This is a genomic window from Amycolatopsis endophytica, from assembly GCF_013410405.1.
In the GTDB taxonomy this organism is placed as follows: domain Bacteria; phylum Actinomycetota; class Actinomycetes; order Mycobacteriales; family Pseudonocardiaceae; genus Amycolatopsis_E; species Amycolatopsis_E endophytica.
In genome coordinates this window covers 3008609-3026892 of the sequence record NZ_JACCFK010000001.1, presented here as the reverse complement: position 1 = coordinate 3026892, position 18284 = coordinate 3008609, and the positions used below count along the sequence as shown (strand labels likewise).

General features: G+C 70.1%; 12 protein-coding genes and 1 pseudogene. 10 read left to right on the top strand and 3 right to left on the bottom strand.

All coding sequences use genetic code 11. The features are described 5' to 3' along the window. Positions 1-124: 124 nt before the first annotated feature. A complete protein-coding gene (locus HNR02_RS14995) occupies positions 125-772 on the top strand; it encodes an SDR family NAD(P)-dependent oxidoreductase (protein ID WP_246338572.1) in 648 nt (215 codons plus the stop codon). Here the strand turns inward: HNR02_RS14995 and metX are convergent. Together metX and HNR02_RS14985 are read right to left on the bottom strand one after the other, a co-directional pair. Beyond that, positions 769-1908, bottom strand: a complete 1140-nt coding sequence (gene metX / locus HNR02_RS14990; RefSeq protein WP_179773790.1) for a homoserine O-acetyltransferase MetX — start codon at positions 1906-1908, stop codon at positions 769-771. The genes HNR02_RS14995 and metX overlap by 4 nt on opposite strands. Further along, positions 1905-3209, bottom strand: coding sequence for a bifunctional o-acetylhomoserine/o-acetylserine sulfhydrylase (locus HNR02_RS14985; protein ID WP_179773789.1), 1305 nt, complete (start codon positions 3207-3209; stop codon positions 1905-1907). Before HNR02_RS14985 ends, metX begins: the two co-directional genes overlap by 4 nt. 174 nt (positions 3210-3383) lie before the next feature. Between HNR02_RS14985 and rdmE the strand changes: the two genes are divergently transcribed. From rdmE to HNR02_RS14960, 5 genes are all read left to right on the top strand, one after another. Beyond that, on the top strand, positions 3384-4910 hold the full coding sequence (gene rdmE / locus HNR02_RS14980) for an aklavinone 12-hydroxylase RdmE (protein WP_179773788.1): 1527 nt from the start codon (positions 3384-3386) through the stop codon (positions 4908-4910). A gap of 16 nt (positions 4911-4926) precedes the next feature. Continuing rightward, on the top strand, positions 4927-6438 hold the full coding sequence (locus HNR02_RS14975) for a PucR family transcriptional regulator (protein ID WP_179773787.1): 1512 nt from the start codon (positions 4927-4929) through the stop codon (positions 6436-6438). A 56-nt stretch (positions 6439-6494) separates the two neighbouring features. Next, the gene (locus HNR02_RS14970; RefSeq protein ID WP_179773786.1) at positions 6495-7214 is read left to right on the top strand and encodes a Crp/Fnr family transcriptional regulator; all 720 of its coding nucleotides are present in this window, start codon (positions 6495-6497) and stop codon (positions 7212-7214) included. Positions 7215-7283: 69 nt separating this feature from the next. After that, positions 7284-8033, top strand: coding sequence for a hypothetical protein (locus tag HNR02_RS14965; RefSeq protein ID WP_179773785.1), 750 nt, complete (start codon positions 7284-7286; stop codon positions 8031-8033). Then, positions 8030-10024, top strand: a complete 1995-nt coding sequence (locus HNR02_RS14960; RefSeq protein ID WP_179773784.1) for a hypothetical protein — start codon at positions 8030-8032, stop codon at positions 10022-10024. The genes HNR02_RS14965 and HNR02_RS14960 overlap by 4 nt, the downstream gene beginning before the upstream one ends. A 3-nt stretch (positions 10025-10027) precedes the next feature. On the opposite strand, the pseudogene HNR02_RS14955 reads toward HNR02_RS14960, so the two are convergent. Beyond that, positions 10028-10949, bottom strand: a pseudogene (locus HNR02_RS14955) (zinc-binding dehydrogenase). A 156-nt stretch (positions 10950-11105) separates the two neighbouring features. Here HNR02_RS14955 and ald point away from each other — a divergent pair. From ald to HNR02_RS14935, 4 genes are all read left to right on the top strand, one after another. Beyond that, positions 11106-12221 carry an alanine dehydrogenase gene (ald, locus tag HNR02_RS14950; protein ID WP_179773783.1) on the top strand — a complete coding sequence of 372 codons (1116 nt, stop codon included), beginning with the start codon at positions 11106-11108 and terminating at the stop codon, positions 12219-12221. 252 nt (positions 12222-12473) lie between these two features. Further along, a complete protein-coding gene (locus HNR02_RS14945) occupies positions 12474-13523 on the top strand; it encodes an ABC transporter ATP-binding protein (protein WP_179773782.1) in 1050 nt (349 codons plus the stop codon). Further along, positions 13523-14404 (top strand): ABC-2 transporter permease, encoded by an 882-nt coding sequence (locus tag HNR02_RS14940; RefSeq protein WP_179773781.1) that lies wholly within the window; start codon positions 13523-13525, stop codon positions 14402-14404. Before HNR02_RS14945 ends, HNR02_RS14940 begins: the two co-directional genes overlap by 1 nt. Before the next feature lie 20 nt (positions 14405-14424). Then, positions 14425-18159, top strand: a complete 3735-nt coding sequence (locus HNR02_RS14935) for an ABC transporter ATP-binding protein (RefSeq protein ID WP_179773780.1) — start codon at positions 14425-14427, stop codon at positions 18157-18159. Positions 18160-18284: the final 125 nt, after the last annotated feature.

Sequence of the window (18284 nt, the reverse complement as noted above, 5' to 3'; positions counted from 1 at the left end):
GCCAGTCTAGTTGACAGCGTCACATGAGTGACGCACGGTGTTCATATGACAACGTCATATGAATCGGAGATCATGGTCGTCTCCGGCGCGTCCACGGGCATGGGCGCCGCGACGGCTCGGCGCGTTGACCGGGATACCCGCGTTGTTCACGACGGCGCGGAGTGGGCGCTTCTCGGCGCCGACGCGGTCGGCGAGGGCGGCCGAAGCCCTTCACCTGGACGAGTGGCGGCGGCTGTTCGAGGTCAACCTGTTCGGGCATGTCGCGGTCACGCAGGCGCTGCTGCCGTTCCTCCATTCGAGTCGCGGCAGGATCGTCAACATCAGCTCGGTCGGCGGCAAGGTCGCGATGGGCACGTACGGGGCCTACGGGGGCACGAAGTTCGCGCTCGAAGCGGTCAGCGACGCGCTCCGCCGCGAACTCGCCCCGCACGGGGTGCAGGTGGTCGTCGTCGAACCCGGCGCCGTGCGGTCCGAGATGGGCGAGCGCGGCGCCGCCACCGCCAACGACCTCGCCGGGCGGATGAACCCGGAACACCGGCAGCGGTACGGCGGGCTCGTCGAAGCCGTCGTCGCCCAGTCGCTGGCGCACACCCGCAACGGTGTGGCCGCGGACAAGGCCGGAGCCATCGTCGCCGGAGCCGCCACCACGCGGCGCCCGCGCACCCGCTTCACCATCGGCCGCGACGCGGGCCTCATCACCCGTCTCACCCGCGTCCTCCCCGACCGGCTCCTCGACCGCGTCATCGCTTCGGGCCTGCGGCGGTACGCCTAGTGCAGCAACGCCTTGACCAGAGCCGCGACCTGCGCCGTCTCGATCAGGAACGAGTCGTGCCCGTAGGGTGAGGTGATCTCCGCCGCCTCCCCCGCGCCCGGGGTCGCCGCCGCCAGTTCGCGGGCCTGCCGCATCGGGTAGAGGCGGTCGCTGTCGACGCCGGCGATCACGCCGCGGGCGGTCACGGCGGCCAGCGCCGAGGCGGCACCGCCGCGGTCCCGGCCGACGTCGTGCGTGTTCATCGACTGCGTGAGCAGCACGTACGAAGCCGCGTCGAAACGCCGCACCAGCTTGTCCGCGTGGTGGTCCAGATAGGACTCGATCGCGTACCGGCCGCCCGCCAACGGGTTCTCGGCGCCCTGCGGCGACCGCCCGAAACGCTGGTCCAGTTCGAGGCCGCTGCGGTAGGTCGTATGCGCGATCCGCCGCGCGACGCCCAGCCCGCGGTGCGGCCCCTCACCGGCCGGAAGGTCGTGGTAGTCACCACCGCGCCAGCCGGCGTCGGCGGTGATCGCGTGCAGTTGCGGGGCGGCCCAGGCGATCTGGTCGGCCGAGGACGCCGCGGGCGCGGCCAGCACCAGCAAACCCGCCACCCTGGACGGGAACGTGACCGCCCACTCCAGCGCCCGCATGCCGCCCATCGACCCGCCGAGCACCGCCGCCCACCGCTCGATGCCGAGGTGGTCGGCGACCACGGTTTCGGCGCGGACCTGGTCGCGGATGGTGATCCGCGGGAACCGGCTGCCCCACGTCCGCCCGTCCGGATCGGGCGACGCCGGACCGGTCGAGCCCTGGCAGCCGCCGAGGACGTTGGGCACCACGACGAACAGTTCATCGGTGTCCAGCGCGCGCCCCGGCCCGATCAGGCCGTCCCACCATCCGGACGTGGGATGGCCGGGCCCTGGCTCACCGGCCGCGTGGCTGTCGCCGGTGAGGGCGTGCTCGACCAGCACCGCGTTCGAGCCGTCGGAGTTGAGGTTTCCCCACGTCTCGTACGCGATCCGGTACTCCGGCAGCGTGCCGCCTGCGTCCAGCTCCAGCCGTCCGCCGGTGACCCACTGCCGCCGTCCGGGCGGATCTCCCTCCCGCCACGCACCGGTGGCCGGAGGGAGATCCGCAGTGGACGGATCCGTCACTGGGCCGCCTTCGCCGCCCGGAAGCCGGACTCGAGGTCGGCCTGGAGGTCGGCCAGCCCCTCCAGCCCGACGGCGAGGCGCACCAGGCCGGGCGTGACGCCGCTGGCGAGCTGCTCCTCCGGGGTGAGCTGGCTGTGGGTGGTACTGGCCGGGTGGACGATGAGGCTGCGCACGTCCCCGATGTTAACCAGCTGGCTGTGCAGCTCGGTGCCGTCCACGAACCGGCGCCCGGCCTCGACCCCTCCGCGCAGGTCGAACGACAGCACCGCGCCCGCACCCTTGGGCAGGTACTTCCGCGCGCGCTCGTGGTGCGGGCTGGAGGGCAGGCTCGCGTAGTAGACGCGCTCGACCTCGTCGCGCTGCTCCAGCCACTCGGCCAGGGCCGCGGCGTTCGAGACGTGCCGTTCGAGGCGCAGCGACAGCGTTTCGATGCCCTGCAGGATCAGGAAGCTGTTCAGCGGCGAGATGGCGGCGCCGGTGTCCCGCAGGATCTGCACGCGTGCCTTCGCGGCGTAGGCGCCAGGGCCGAGCGCCTCCCAGTACTTGAGACCGTGGTAGCTCGGGTCCGGCTCGGAGAACCCGGGGAAGCGCTCCGGGTACGCACCGAAGTCGAAGGTGCCGCCGTCCACCAGCACACCGGCGACCGTCGTGCCGTGACCGCCGAGGTACTTCGTCGCCGAGTGCACGACGACGTCCGCGCCGTGCTCGATCGGGCGCAGCAGGTACGGGGTCGGGATCGTGTTGTCGACGATCAGCGGCAGGCCGGCCTCGTGCGCGACATCGGCGACGGCGCGGATGTCGAGCACGTCGCTGCCCGGGTTGGCCAGGGTCTCGGAGAAGAATGCCTTGGTGTTCGGCCGCACCGCGGCGCGCCACTGCTCCGGGTCGTCCTGCTGCTCGATGAAGGACACCTCGACGCCGAGCTTGGGCAGCGTGTACCGGAACAGGTTGTAGGTGCCGCCGTAGAGCTTCGCGCTGGACACGATGTGGTCGCCCGCGCCGGCGAGGGTGAGGATGGCCGCCGTCGTGGCCGCTGATCCGGACGCGAACGCCAGTGCGGCCACACCGCCTTCGAGGGCGGCGACGCGCTGCTCCAGCACGTCCTGGGTCGGGTTCATGATGCGGGTGTAGATGTTCCCCGGCTCGGCGAGGCTGAACAGGTCGGCGCCGTGCTGACTGTCCCGGAAGACGTACGACGTCGTCTGGTAGATCGGCGTGGCGCGGGCTCCGGTGGCCGGATCGGGGCTCGCGCCCGCGTGGATCTGCTTGGTCTCGAACGACCAAGCCTGCGATTCGGTCATCGTCGTGCTCCTCGTGCTGGGGTGGTTGTCGTCGGGCGCCGGAACCGAAGCTAGCGAGGGCGAACCGTCCCGCCCAACAGGTCCCACTCAATGAGAGTAAATCTCCCTTGCCTGTCAAATCTCTTAGAGTCTAAGATACTTTCCCAAGGAGATTTCCACTACGAGGGAGAAAACGTGAAGAGAACCGACGTTCTGGTCGTGGGGGCCGGCCTCGGCGGGCTGTCCGCGAGCATGTTCCTGGCCATCGAGGGCGCGGACGTGCTGACCGTGGAACGGCATCCGGGCACGTCCTTGCACCCGCGCGCGTCCGGGCAGACGCCGCGGACGATGGAGCTGTACCGGTTCGCCGGGATCGACGACGAGGTGCTCGGCGTCAGCGAGCGGGCCTCGCGGGGGCTGCGGGTCACGGTCGCGTCCAGCCTGCGGGGACAGGTGTTCCACCGCGTCGTCGAGGACCTCGGCGAGATCGATCTGAGCACCGCGACCACGGCGCCGTGGGGAATGGCGGGGCAGGACGTGGTCGAGCCGATCCTGCTGGAGCGGGCCCGGAAGGCGGGCGCCGACGTGCGGTTCTCCACCGAACTGGTGTCGTTCGAGCAGGACGCGGACGGGGTGACCGCGGTCCTGAGCGACGGCGAAACGGTGCGCGCGTCCTACCTGGTCGCCGCGGACGGCGGGCGGAGCCGCATCCGCGAGGCGCTGGGCATCGCGGCCACCGGCGTCGGCGCCATCGGTCATTCGGTGGGGGTCGTGTTCGACGCCGACCTCGGCGACCACCTGCAGGCCGACGTGACCGACCTGTACTACCTGCAGAACGCGGAGTTCACCGGCGCACTCGTCAACACCGACATTCCCGGACGGTACGTGTTCGCGGTCGATCTCCACCCCGAGCGCGGTGAGACGCTCGCCGACTTCCCGGAGGAGCGGCTGACCGGGCTCATCCGGGCCGGAACCGACCTGCCCGGACTCGAACCGCGCATTCGCTGGACCGGGGCGTGGGAGATGGCGGCGCGCATCGCCGAGCGCTTCTCCGCCGGACGGGTGTTCCTGGTCGGGGACGCCGCGAAGGTCACACCGCCCACCGGGGGCATGGGCGGCAACACGGCCGTCGGCGACGGGCACGACATCGCGTGGAAGCTGGCGGCCGTCCTCCGCGGCGACGCCGGACCCGCGCTGCTGGACAGCTACGAGGCCGAGCGCAAACCGATCGCGGAGATGGTGGTGGCGACGTCCCTGCACAACGCCAGGGAACGGATGCTGCCCGGACTCGACCTGTCGGGGACGCCGGAACCGGTCGACCCGCTGGCGCTCACCCTCGGGTTCCGTTACCGCTCGGGCGCGGCGCTGGCGGACGACGAAGACCGCCTGGAGAACCCGCTCGAACCCTCCGGCCGTCCCGGTTTCCGCGCCCCGCACCTGCCCACTGCCGCCGGTTCCACCGGGGACTTCCTCGGGCGCGGCTGGGTCGTGTTCGCCGCGGGCGGGTGGCGGGACGCGGTCGAGGCGGTACGCGCGGAAACCGGGATCGCTCTGGAGCACCGGGAACGCGGCACCGACTTCGACGATCCCGGCGACGTGTTCGGACTGGGCGCGGACGGGGCGAGCCTGGTGCGGCCGGACGGGATCGTGGCGTGGCGCGGCAGCTCCGAAGACCGGGCGGGCACGCTGTGGGACGTGCTGGCCCGTGTTCTGGGCAGGTAGGCCGTATTCTGCGCGAATGGTGTCGGTGCGCAGCGTGGTGGACCGGGTGGGGCCGACGCTGCTGCACGCCGTGCACCTCCCGGATCCCTGCCCGGCCGTCGGGGACGTGGTGATCGCCGAGCCAGGGGCGCCCGCTCAGCTCGCGGCGGGCGACCTGGTGCTCGGCGTCGCCAGCGCGGACGCGGACGCGGCGGTGGAACTGCTGCGGCACAGCGCGGAATCCGGGGCCGCGGCGGTACTGCTGAAACCGCCGGTGGCCCGGAAACCCGCGGTGCGGCGTGCGGCCAGGTCGGCGGGGATCGCACTGGTCGAGGTGCGTGCGGCGACGGCGTGGGCGCAGCTGGTGTGGCTGCTGCGCACGGTGCTCGACGCGGCGGCCGAGGAACCCGAGTCACTGGAGGGCGATCCCGGTTCGGGTGACCTGTTCCGGCTCGCCGACGCGGTCGCCGCGGTCGTGGACGCGCCGGTGACGATCGAGGACACCAACTCGCGTGTCCTGGCCTATTCGGCGCGGCAGGACATCACCGACCCGGCACGCGTGTCGACGATCATGGGGCGGCGCATCCCGGACGACGTGCTCGCGAAGTTCCGGTCCCGCGGGGTGTTCCGCGAGCTGTCCCGCGGGCGTCAGACGATTTTCGTTCCGGCACAACGGGATGGCACGCTGCCACGGCTCATCGTGCCGATCCGGATGGGCGGGGAACTGCTCGGATCGATGTGGGCGGTGGTGCGCGGGCCGGTGTCCGACGAGCGGGCGTCCGCGTTCGCCGACACCGCGCCCGTGGTCGCGCTGCACCTGTTGCGCCGCCGGGCGCACGCGGACGCCCAGCGACGCGCGTCAGCGGAGTTGCTGCGCGCGGTGCTGGAGGGCAAAGCCGGGCCGCGCGCGGCGGTTGCGGAGCTGGAACTGACCGACGAGCCCCACCGGGTGGTCGTCATCGACACCCCCGGCGACGACGAAGGGCTGCGGCTCGCGTTGCTGGAACGGATGTCGCAGGGCATCGGGCGGCGCCCGGTCGTGACGGAGATGGGCGGGCTGCTGTACGCGGTCGTGCCGGACGGCGCGGACTGGCCGTCATTGGCTTCACGCGGCGCGCCACGGGTGGCGGCCGGAAGCGCCGTGAAGATCGGCGAGCTGCCCCGGTCGCGTGCCGAGGCGGAGGAGACGTTGAGCCTGCTGCGCGCGGGCGTGATCGACGGCCCGTCCGGCAGCTTCGACGGCGTGTGGACGGCGCTGGCGTTGCACCGCACGGCAACCGCGGCGGCGGCGGCGGGCGTGACCGGACTCGGCCCGCTGGACCTCCTGCGCGAGTACGACCGGGCCAACCGCACGGACTACGTCGGCACGCTCTACGAATGGCTGCGGCACCCCGGCGATCCGCGCTCGGCGGCACGGGCGTTGCGGATCCACCCCAACACGTTCCGGTACCGGATGCGGCGCGTGCTCGAGCTCGCGCCGTTGGATCTGGATGATCCTGATGTGCGGTTGGCGCTGCTGGTCCAGCTGGTCGCGGTGCGCTGGTCATAGCTACCGCGCAACACATCGCGTCATCACTCGGCTGAACGGGTGAACATCGTTCAACCTTGTCGATCGCCGGACCCTGGAATTGTCACGATGTCCTGGTGCTCGATCACCCGCTGGGGCGCGCTCGCCGGCGTCTGCGAGCTGCCGGACGACTGGTCGACTTCGACCGAGGAGAGACGCTGATGTCGTTCGGCGCGGCCAGCGACCGCGTGCTCCTGATCGAGTCGGGGACGATCAAGGTCATCCTGTCCGAGCACAACGGCGCCCAGGTGGTCACCGGGCCATACGGTCCCGGCGAGCTCATCGGCGAACTCGGCGTGCTCGAAGGGCGGCCGAGGAGCGCGACCGTGGTCGCGAACCAGCGAGGAACCGCGATCCGGGTTCCGGCGCAGGTGTTCCGCGACCTCGCCGGCCGGGACCAGGACGTCATGGTCCTGATCAACGTGACGCTGCGCGATCGCCTGCACAACGCTGACAAACGCCAGCTCGCGATCGCCTCGCAGGATGTCGCGACGCGGGTCGCGACGCAGTTGCTCGCCTGGGCCAGGACGCTGGGTGAACCGGCGGGCGCCGGGTTACTGCTGCGCGGAATTCCCCAGAGCGATCTAGCGCGGGCGGTCGTCGCATCCGAGAAGTCCGTCGACTCCGCCCTCAGGGCGCTACGTGCCGACGGTCTCGTGAGCACGTCCCGGCTCAGGTTCCACCTCCTCGACCCGAACCGGCTCGAATACCTGCTCACCCAGCCACGATGGCGGCCCGGCGCCACGCCTTCTCCCTGATTTCAGGTGGAGCGCCTCGGCACGACATCACACACTCCCCGCAAACAGTCTTGATCGGGGAGGTTCGCAGTGACCGTCATGCCGGAGAGCCGTGTGCTGCTGGGAGTCGACGTGATCGGTTCGGCGGCTCAGCCTGGGCACTATCGCCGGGCGTTGTGGGCGGCCCTCAACCGGATGCTGGAAGCTGCACTGTCAGAAAGCGGCATCGGGCCGGAAGAGGTCATTGATCACGAGTACACCGGTGACGGCGCGCTCTACACCCTCCCGAGCACCAGGCTCGGTTCGGTAGTCGACTTGACCCAGTACCTGGAACGGCGGGCCGGCGAGCACAATCGTTGGCACCGGCCAGACCTCCGCCTCCGACTGGCCGTTGAAGTCGGTGCCGTGGGAGATTCCCCCGGCTACTACGGGCCGAAGATCAGCCACAGCAGGTTGCTGAATGCAGGAGCCTTCCGCAGGGTGCTCGGACGATGCCTCGAAGAGGGTGACTCCGAAGCGCCGAACACCGGACTGATCCTGTCGGGTGCGGCGTTCCGGGAGACCTTCGCCGCCGACTACGTGCACTCCGTCCGGCGAGCGGAGTTCGCGGAGTTGACCATCCACGAGAAGGAGTTTCGCGAACAAGCGTGGATCCGCGTGCCCGGCTTCGACGCGCGAACTCTCACAGCCTTCTCGCAACCATTGCCCGCACCACAGCCCAGCGCGTCAGCCAGGGGAGAACACCCGCAATCGGTCCACAACCAGGTGAACGGGATCATGCGCGGTCTACAGGCGGGCGTGATCCACGGATCGGTCACGTTCGGTGAGGGGTCGCTGTGACTCCGGAGAACAGTGAGCCGTCGAAGCCACACAACGAGGTGCACGGCGAAATGCGGGGCGTGCAGGCCAAGGAGGTCCACGGCGACGTGGTCTTCAATTCGTTCTACACGGTGCGCGGCAACAAGCCGCCCGAGTTGTTCGACCGGCGGGTGAGCGAATCCGAGCTCGAGAGGGTTCAGGAGTGCTTCGTCAGCCCGACGAGTTTCGAACCTGCTTCCCGTGTTCTGCGCGACTACTCGGTTGTCGTCTTGCACTGCCCAGGCACCGGCCGGACCACTGCCGGCCTCCGGCTCCTCCTCGACGCCGGCTATCAGCAGCTCGTTCACCTCAGCTCCGACCGCACCCTTGGCAGCATCAAGGACGAGGAGCTCGAGCCGAACCACGGTTACCTGTGGGAAAGTGTCGGCCTGGAGGGCACACCGCTGCCGACACCGGACCTCCGGCACATGCTCTCATTGGTCAGTGACAAATCGGCTCGTTTGGTGATCATCGTCAACTACAGCTCCCAGATCCCGGCTGAGGCGGGCCAGCTGAGTGTCGAGTTGAAAGCGCCGGATCCGTTCGCGGTGGCGCACCGAACACTCGATTTCGAGCATGCGACGCGTGCGGCGCACGATGTCCTCGACGATCACCTGGCGGCGCATCTTGCAGTCGGTGATCCGCCCTACAAAGCCGCCCGCGCTGCCGAACTGGCGATCCTCATCGACGAAGGCGAACTCGATTCAGTCACCGCGCTTCGCGAACTGACCGAGAGCGTCGACCAAGCGCTCGAAGACATCATCGACACCTCCTGGTCGACCGTCGTCTACACGATGTTGCTCTCGGTCGCCTTCTTCCACGACAAACCGTTCGACGACGCCGCCCATCACGCGGCGAAACTCGACGAACTGGTCCGGGCGCAGGAACTTCCCGAGGACAAGACACTCCGGCCGCGCCGGGTTTTCGCTCACCCCAAGGACCAGCTACTCCGCCAGATACGAGCAACGACCGAGACCCGCGACCATCCACGTCATGCCGGCCTGAAGGAGCAAACCGTTCGTTTCCTCCGGCCCGACTTCGCGGCCGCCGTGCTGCGCCGCTTCTGGCAGCAGTACCACCTGGAACACCGAATCCTGTTGAACTGGATGTGCGGCACCGGAATGGAGGAAGCTGCCGTACAGGCGCTCTGCACTGTCATCCTCCAGGTGCCGGCTCGCGATCCACTCCGTCAGCTCGACAATCTGGCGGCAAGCAACAGCCATCTTCAGCGACGTCTGGCCGTCCGCACGTTGACCCGTCTCGTCTACGTGCACAAGATGACTGCGCTCGTGAAGCAGACGGTCGAGAACTGGGTCACCGGTTCGGTCAATCGTCAACGCACCGCAGCACTTGTGTACGCCTCGCGATACGGCAGAGACGATCTCGAACGCACACTTGAACAACTGGGCAAGATCGGGCGTTCCGACAGCTGGCAGGTTCGCAGTACTGTCGTCGGCGCCGTTCTGGGCATACTCGCCCTGCCCGGTCGCCACGAGCTGGTATTGAAGACGGTCGCGGGCTGGGTCGACGCCGGCAAGGCGAACCGGAAGAACGCGAACCTTCGGCAGGTCGGACTCGAACTGGCGATGTGGGTCGTCGGAGTCCTGCCCGAGGCCGCCGATCTACCTCTCAACCGGACGAACCTCGGTGAGCAGTACCCGAAGACGATCCGGACCTTGACCGGCGAAGTCGTGCAGGATCCCGACTTCGGTGAGCGGATGTTCTCCCACCTCGCCAAGCTCGCGGCATCGAGCCGGTCGAGGCGAGCCGACCAGCCCTTGAGCAGGAACGAGGACACCCTACTGCGCGTCGTGCACCTGCTGTACCCGGACCTGCGCTGGTGGGCGCGTTTCCAGACCGGCCTCGTGCTCCGCGTACAACATCCCCAGCGGCGGGCGACGATCCGGCGGATCCTCCGGACCGCTCAACAGCTCGAGCGGAGGCCACCCTACGACGAACTGCCCGTCGCTTGACGCTCAGATCTCCAGCAGTGTCTTGCCGATCGTCGCGCGGGACTCGATCGCGCGGTGGGCTTCCGGGGCGCGGGACAGTGGGAAGCGTTGTCCCACAAGGGGTTTCACCCGTCCGGCCGCCGCCTCCGTGAGAATCCACTCCGTGCAGGCGCGCAGATCCGCCGCGCTGCCCAGTGACCCGCGATGCACCGTCACACCTGCGTCCGCCGGGACCTCCGCCCACGAACCACCGGCGAGGCCGTAGCCGAAGTACCGCCCGCCGGGCCGCACCAGGCCGAACGCCGCGGCCCCCCACCGCGCCACCCACGCCGTCGAACACGACGTCCACCGGTTCCACCCGGGAAGCCCAGTCCGGCCGCGTGTAGTCGACCGTCTCGTGCGCCCCCAGGTCCGCCGCCACCGCGATCTTCCGCGCGCCGCCCGCCGCCGCGACGACCGACGCGCCCGCGGCGGCGGCCAGCTGCACCACCAGGCTCCCCACCCCGCCCGCGGCGGCCTCCACCAGCACCCGCTCCCCTGCCGACACCTCCGCCGCGCGGATCAGCGCCGTCGCGGTGCGGCCGTCGGCCAGCAGCGCCACCGCGTCGTCCAGCGCCAGGCCGTCCGGCACCCGGAACGGCGCTCTCGCATCCACCACGACCCGCTCCGCGTACCCGCCGCTGCCGTTCAGGCTCGTCACGACCGGCGCCCCGACCAGGTCCGCGGGACCCGACAGCACCACGCCGCCGACCCCGTTGCCCGGGATCACCGGCGGCTCCGCCCGGTAGGGCCCCGGCATCCCGGCGCGGAACTGCGTCTCCACGAACGTGATGCCGGCGAACGTGACGCCGATCAGCACCTGTCCCGGCTCGGGCACCGGATCCGGCGCCTCCCCCAGCCGCAGCACGCCGGGCCCGCCGAACTCCGTCAACCACACGGCTCTCATGACGACCAGCGTGCGATCTCCAGCAAGGTGGAGGTCAAGTGCTTGTCGTGCGAGCACCATCGGCTGCCGGGAGAATTGTCGGCGAGGCACGATGACACCGCCATCCGGGTGGTTCACCGTGGTCGGCACCACGTTCGCCACCAGCAGGAGGAACCAGTGCGCATCGCCGTCCCCCGCGAGGTCAAGAAGCACGAATACCGCGTCGCAGTGACCCCGGCCGGGGTGCACGAGCTGACGACGCGGGGCCACGAGGTCTTCATCGAGACCGGCGCCGGAGTCGGGTCCGCCATCGGCGACGACGAGTACGTCGCGGCCGGGGCGAAGATCCTGGCCACCGCCGACGACGTCTGGGCCGAGGGCGAGATGGTGCTCAAGGTCAAGGAGCCGATCGCCGAGGAGTACCCGCGGCTGCGCCGGGACCAGGTCCTGTTCACCTACCTCCACCTCGCCGCCGACCGCCCGCTCACCCAGGCCCTGATCGAGGCGGGCACCACCGCGATCGCCTACGAAACCGTCCAGCAGCCCTCCGGCGCGCTGCCACTGCTGGCGCCGATGTCCGAGGTCGCCGGGCGTCTCGCGCCGCAGGTCGGCGCCTACTCGCTGATGAAGCCCAGCGGCGGGCGCGGCGTGCTGCCCGGCGGCGTGCCCGGCGTGCATCCGGCGCGGGTGGTCGTCATCGGCGGTGGTGTCGCCGGCCTGAACGCGGCCCGCATCGCGCTCGGTCTCGGTTCCGACGTCGAGATCCTGGACACCAATGTGGACCGGTTGCGTCAGATCGACCACGACTTCGCCGGCCGCATCCGCACGGTCACGTCCAACGCCTTCTCCGTCGAACAGGCCGTACTGGAGGCCGATCTGGTGGTCGGCGCGGTGCTGGTTCCGGGCGCGCGGGCACCGAAGCTGGTTTCGACCGAACTGGTCGCGCGGATGAAGCCGGGCAGTGTGCTGGTGGACATCGCCATCGATCAGGGCGGGTGCTTCGCCGACTCGCACCCGACGACCCACGACGAGCCGACCTACACCGTGCACGACTCGGTCTTCTACTGCGTGGCGAACATGCCCGGCGCGGTTCCGCGCACGAGCACCTACGCGCTGACCAACGTGACGCTCCCCTACGCGGTCCAGCTGGCCGACCACGGCTGGCGGGCGGCACTGGGCGGCAACCAGCCGCTGTCGCTGGGCCTCAACGTCCACGGCGGCGCGCTCACGAACGGACCAGTGGCGCAGGCCCACGAACTGCCGCACACGCCGCTGGCCGACGTCCTGGCGTGAGGTGGCGTCGGGGAGCGCCGTTCCACTGGCACAACCCGTGAAGAAGTTTTCCGCCCCCGCGTGGGCGAAGTCCGGCGATACCACCTAAGCTGGTTGGTGGCGGCCCGCTCCCAGTGACCCCCAGGCTGGTTGAGCGGGCCGCCCCTTTTCACCGGACCTGTTCCGACACGCGACCCCGGCGGCCTCGAACCGGACACGAGTAGGGCACTATGTGCCCCGCGATCATGTTCACCGTGGCCGGGAGGGGCGCGCATGCAACACGACGGCAGCGGCCGGATTTTCGTGCAGAACCTGAGCAAGCACTTCGGCCCCGTCGCCGCGGTGCAGAACCTGAGTTTCGAGGTCCGGCCGGGCTCGGTGACGGGCTTCCTCGGCCCGAACGGCGCGGGCAAGACCACCACCCTGCGCATGTTGCTGGGCCTGGTGGCGCCGTCGGCGGGCGTCGCCACCATCAACGGCCGCCCCTACCACCAGCTGGGCAACCCGGCGCAGGTCGTCGGCGCGGTGCTGGAGAACGAGGGCTTCCACCCGAAGCGCACCGCGCGGCACCACCTCGGCGTGTACGCGGCGGCGATCGGCGCGCCGGACCAGCGCATCGACGAGGTGCTCGGCCTCGTCGGCCTGTCCGGGGCCGCCGACCGGCGCGCTGGCGGGTTCTCGCTGGGCATGCGGCAGCGGCTCGCCCTGGCGACCGCGCTGCTGGGCAACCCGCAGGTGCTGGTGCTCGACGAGCCTGCCAACGGCCTGGATCCGGAGGGCATCGTGTGGCTGCGCAACTTCCTGCGCGCCTACGCCCGCGAGGGCCGGACCGTGCTGGTGTCCAGTCACCTGCTGTCGGAGGTGGAACAGACGATCGACCAGGTCGTCATCATCAGCCACGGCGTGACGCGCTACTACGGTCCGCTGGACCAGCTGCGCAGCGGCCAGCAGTCGCGGGTGCTCGTGCAGGCGGCCGACGCCAACGCGCTCGTGAAAGCGCTTCAGGAAGCCGGGTTCACGCAGGTCGAGCCGACACCGGACGGCCGTGTCGCCGTGATCGGCGCGACCCGCCAGCAGATCGGTGACCTGGTCGCGAAGTCCGGCATCGCGGTCTACGGGATCGAGGAGGAGCGGGCCGACCTGGAGAAGCTGTTCTTCCAGCTGACCAGCCCGCAGTACGCGGGTGCGCCGCAGCAGCCCTACGGCGGGCCGCCGCAGCAGGGCGGCTGGGGAGGTCCGCCACCGCCCGGATATCCACCGCAGCAGCAGTACCAGCAAGCACCGCCGCAGCAGGGCCACGGCGGCTGGGGAGGTCAGTCCTGATGGGCCGGTTGATCAAGGCGGAGTTCCGCAAGACGCTCAGCCTCAACACCTGGTGGATCCTGATCATCCCGCTGGTGCTGGTCGCCTTCTGGATGTCCTACGCCTGGGGCAAGATCACCAACGACTTCGCCGACTACATCGGCAGCGGCACCGCCCGCATCATCGCCGAGCAGGCCGGGGTGTCGGCCGACGCGCTGCCGGTGGGCATGTTGAGCATCGCCCACGGGGTGAACATCGCCCAGCTGATCCCCGCGATCTTCGGCGTGTTCGCGCTGGCCGGTGAGTACAGCAGCAAGACGATCACCACGACGTTCCTGACGGCACCCAACCGGGTGTCGGCGCTGACCGCGAAGATGATCACCTACATCCTGTGGGGCGCGCTGTACGGCCTGCTCAGCTTCGCCGTTTCGGCGCTGGCCACCGCGATCACCGTCGACTCCGACCGGCTGCCCAGCGGCGGCGAATGGCTCGCGGCGTTCGGCGGCACGGTGCTCGCCTACATCCTGGTGACGCTGTTCGGGATCGGCTTCGGCGCGGTGCTGAACAAGGTCGTGCTGGCCGTGATCCTGCTGATCGGGTACTTCCTGATCGTGGAGAACGTGCTGGTCATCGCGCTGTGGAACACCTCGGACATCTTCGGGGCGATCCTGCCGAACGGCACCGCGAACGGCATCGTGGGCGGTATCGCCGCGGAGGCGTTCGGGATCAGCTCGATCAACCTGCCCGGCTCGGTCGAGCACTGGGACAAGCTGGGCCTGCAACTGGCCGCGGGCGCGCCCGGCGTGATCTCGTGGTGGGCCGCCGCGCTGGTCTTCCTGGCCTGGACCATGGTGTTCTTCATGGGCGGCTGGGCCTCCAACCAGCGGCGCGACATCACGTAATCACCCGCGCATAACCTGGGGTGGTGACTGCTGCACCACCACGCGCTACTCCGGACAAGGGCTGGATCCGTCGGCTGTTCAAGGCCTGCTGGCGGCATCCGGCCCTTGTCGTGTTCTCACTGGCCGCCGCCGTGTTCAGCGTCGGGCTGCAGGCCGCGAGCCCGCTGCTCGTGAAGGTCGCCGTCGACGACGCCGTGGCGTCGCAGACCGGGCGGCTCGGGATGCTCGTGGCGGGTCTGATCGGCGTTCAGCTGCTGATGTTCGTCACCGCGTTCGTCCGGCGCTACCTGGGCGGGCGGCTCGCCCTGGACGTGCAGCACGACATGCGGCAGTCGGTGTTCGACGCGGTGTCGCGGCTGGACGGTGGCAAACAGGACTCGCTGCGCACCGGCCAGGTCGTATCGCGGGCGATCACCGATCTGCAGCTGGTCGTGTCGCTGCTGTTCGTGGTGCCGCTGTCGGCGGGCTCGGTGGTGTTCGCGCTGTTCTCGGTCGCCGCGATGCTCTGGATGTCGCCGGGGCTGACGCTGATCGCGTTGATCGTGGTGCCCGCGGTGGCGATCGTCGCGGGTGTCGCCCGCAAGCGCCTGTTCCCCGCCACCTGGTCGGCGCAGCAGCGGGCGGCGGACGTGGCGCAGCACGTCGAGGAGACCGTCACCGGCGTGCGCGTGGTGAAGGGGTTCGGCCAGGAGGCCAGGGAGGTCGCGCGCCTGGAGGGAACCGCGCGGCGGCTGTTCGCCGAGCGGCTGCGTGCGGCGCGGCTGGCCGCGGTCCCGACGGCGACGACGTCCGCGCTGCCCGCCGCCGGTCAGGTGGCCGTGCTGGCGTTCGGTGGCATCCTGGCCCTCAACGGCCAGGTCACGCTCGGCACGTTCCTCGCGTTCGCCAGCTACGTGTCCGGTCTGATCGGACCGGCGCGGATGATGTCGGCCCTGGTGGTGCAGGCGCAGCTGACCCGCGCGGGCGCGGAGCGGGTGTACGAGCTGGTGGACGCGCAGCCCGAGGTCACCGATCCGGCCGATCCGCGGCCGCTGCCGGAGGGACCGCTCGGCATCGAACTGGACGACGTGCGGTTCGGGTACACACGCTCGGAACCGGTGCTGGACGGGCTGAACCTGCGTGCCGAGCCGGGTGAGACGCTGGCGCTGGTCGGCACGGCGGGGTCCGGCAAGTCGACGATCTCGCTGTTGCTGCCCCGGTTCTACGACGCGCACTCGGGCAGCGTCCGGCTGGGTGACCGCGATGTGCGCGACGTGAAGCTGGCCGATCTGCGCAAGGCCATCGGCGTGGTGTTCGAGGAGGCGTTCCTGTTCTCCACGTCGATCCGCGACAACATCGCCTACGGCCGTCCGGACGCGAGCGACGAGGAGGTCGTCGCGGCGGCGAAGGCGGCCGAGGCGCACGACTTCATTTCCGAGCTGCCGGACGGCTATGACACCGAGGTCGGCGAGCGCGGTCTGACCCTTTCCGGTGGTCAGCGGCAGCGGCTCGGGCTCGCCAGAGCATTGCTGACCGATCCGCGGGTGCTGGTGCTGGACGACGCCACGTCGGCCGTGGACACGGTCACCGAGGCCGCCATCTACGACACGCTCCGCTCGGTCACCGCGACCCGCACGACGCTGCTGATCGCGCACCGCAAGTCGACCCTGTCACTGGCGGACCGGATCGCGGTGCTCGACGCGGGCCGAGTGGTCGACGTCGGCACCGCGACCGAGCTGGAGGAGCGGTGCGAGCTGTTCCGGGAGCTGATCGCCGGGCCGGGCGAGGGCGTCGAGCAGGTCCACAAGCGGGACTGCCTGTCCAGCCCGGAAACCGGGATCACGCCGGCGTTGTGGCCGGACACCGGGGAACGGGACGCGGTCGACGTGATGGCCGAGTCGGCCCAGCAGCGCAACGCGCCGGCGCCGATGCCCGGTGGCGGGATGGGCAACGGCGCCCTGAGCACGCCGCCGACGCCCGAACTGCTGGAGGGCGTGCGCAAGCTGCCGCCCGCCGTGGACCGGCCGGAGATTCCCGCGGAGGCGGCCACCCGGCCCGATCCGGGGTTCCGGCTGCGGTCGGCGTTGCGGCCGGTGCGGACCCTGCTGATCGCGGTGGTGCTGCTGGTCGGGCTCGACGCGGCGGCCTCGATCGCGTTGCCCGCGTTGTACCAGCAGGGCGTCGACCACGGTGTGCGTCCCGGTCTGGCGTGGGTGGTGTGGCTGACCGCCGGGATCGGGGCTGCGATCATCGTCGTCGACTGGTTCGTGATCGCGGCGCAGACCCGGCTCACGGCGCGGGCCGGTGAGACGGTGCTGTACTCGCTGCGGGTCCGCAGTTACGCGCACCTGCAGCGACTCGGGCTCGACTACTACGAGCGCGAACTGTCCGGCAAGATCATGACGCGGATGACGACGGACGTGGACGCGCTGTCGACGTTCCTGCAGACGGGTGTGGCCCAGGCCGTGATCAGCGCGCTGACGCTGGTCGGCATCACCGGCGCGTTGCTGATCACCGACGCTTCACTGGCGTTGTACGCGCTGTCCGTGGTGCCGGTGCTCGTGGTCGCGACGGTGATCTTCCGGCGACTGTCGAGCGCGGCTTACACCGAGGCGCGCGAGAAGGTCAGCCTGGTGAATGCCGACATGCAGGAGAACGTGAGCGGTCTGCGGGTCGCGCAGGCGTACAGCCGCGAGGAGCGCTCCGCTGAGGTGTTCGCCTCCCGCAGCGATGCCTACCGCCGTTCGCGGTTGCGGGCTCAGCGGTATGTCGCGACGTACTTTCCTTTCGTGACACTGCTTTCCGGTGTCGCGGAAGCGGTGGTACTGGTGGCCGGCGCCACGCGGGTCGCGGAGGGAACGCTCGCGGTCGGTGTGCTGCTCGCGTTCCTGTTGTACCTGAACCTGTTCTTCTCCCCGATCCAGCAGTTGTCTTCGGTGTTCGACAGCTACCAGCAGGCGAAGGTCGGTCTGCGCCGGATCGGCGACCTGCTGCGCACGCCCACCTCGGTGCCGCCGCCCACGGATCCGGTACCGGTGCCCGAACGCCTGCGCGGCGACGTCACGTTCGACGCGGTCGCCTTCTCCTACACCGGCACGGATACGCTGGCACTGAGCGATGTTTCGCTGAAGGTGTCACCCGGCGAGACGGTGGCACTGGTCGGCGCGACGGGTGCCGGTAAGTCCACTGTGGTCAAACTCGCCGCGCGATTTTACGACACCACGGGTGGTACCGTGAGTATCGACGGCGTCGATGTCCGGGATTACGATCTGGCCGGATTGCACCAGCGGATGGGCGTGGTGCCGCAGGAGGCGCACCTGTTCTCGGGCACGGTGGCCGACAATGTCCGCTACGGTTCCCCCTCAGCGAATGATGCCGAAGTGGAAGCCGCCGTCCGGGCGGTCGGTGCGATCTCCGCCGTGGCCGCCCTGCCGCAGGGCTTCCACCAACCGGTCGGCGAGCGGGGCCGATCGTTGTCCGCGGGCCAGCGCCAGCTGGTCGCACTGGCGCGGGCGGAGCTGGTGGACCCGGACGTCCTACTCCTGGACGAGGCGACGGCCGCCTTGGACCCCTCCACAGAGGCCACGGTCCTCGCCGCGACGGAAACGGTCGCCAAGCGCCGCACGACTTTCGTGGTGGCCCACCGGCTGGCAACGGCCTCCCGCGCCGACCGCATCGTCGTACTGGACCACGGCCGCATCGTGGAGCAGGGCACACACGAGGAACTGCTGGCGGCGGACGGCCAGTACGCACAACTGTGGCGCACGGGAGCGTGAAGGGTGCGCAAGCGCACCACCCAGCGGACCACCCACCCGAGGTGAGCCGGACTCGAAAACCCCTGGTCATCCCGGAGTCTGCCTGTCCGGCGAGGACGCTCTTGATCTTTAGAGCCGTGCTTCGC

What these genes read in the sequence shown, in the direction of transcription:
- HNR02_RS14945 (WP_179773782.1), top strand. Translation starts at nt 12,474, where the DNA reads ATGCAACACGACGGCAGCGGCCGGATTTTCGTGCAGAACCTGAGCAAG.
- HNR02_RS14985 (WP_179773789.1), bottom strand. Translation starts at nt 3,209, where the DNA reads ATGACCGAATCGCAGGCTTGGTCGTTCGAGACCAAGCAGATCCACGCG.
- HNR02_RS14975 (WP_179773787.1), top strand. Translation starts at nt 4,927, where the DNA reads ATGGTGTCGGTGCGCAGCGTGGTGGACCGGGTGGGGCCGACGCTGCTG.
- HNR02_RS14940 (WP_179773781.1), top strand. Translation starts at nt 13,523, where the DNA reads ATGGGCCGGTTGATCAAGGCGGAGTTCCGCAAGACGCTCAGCCTCAAC.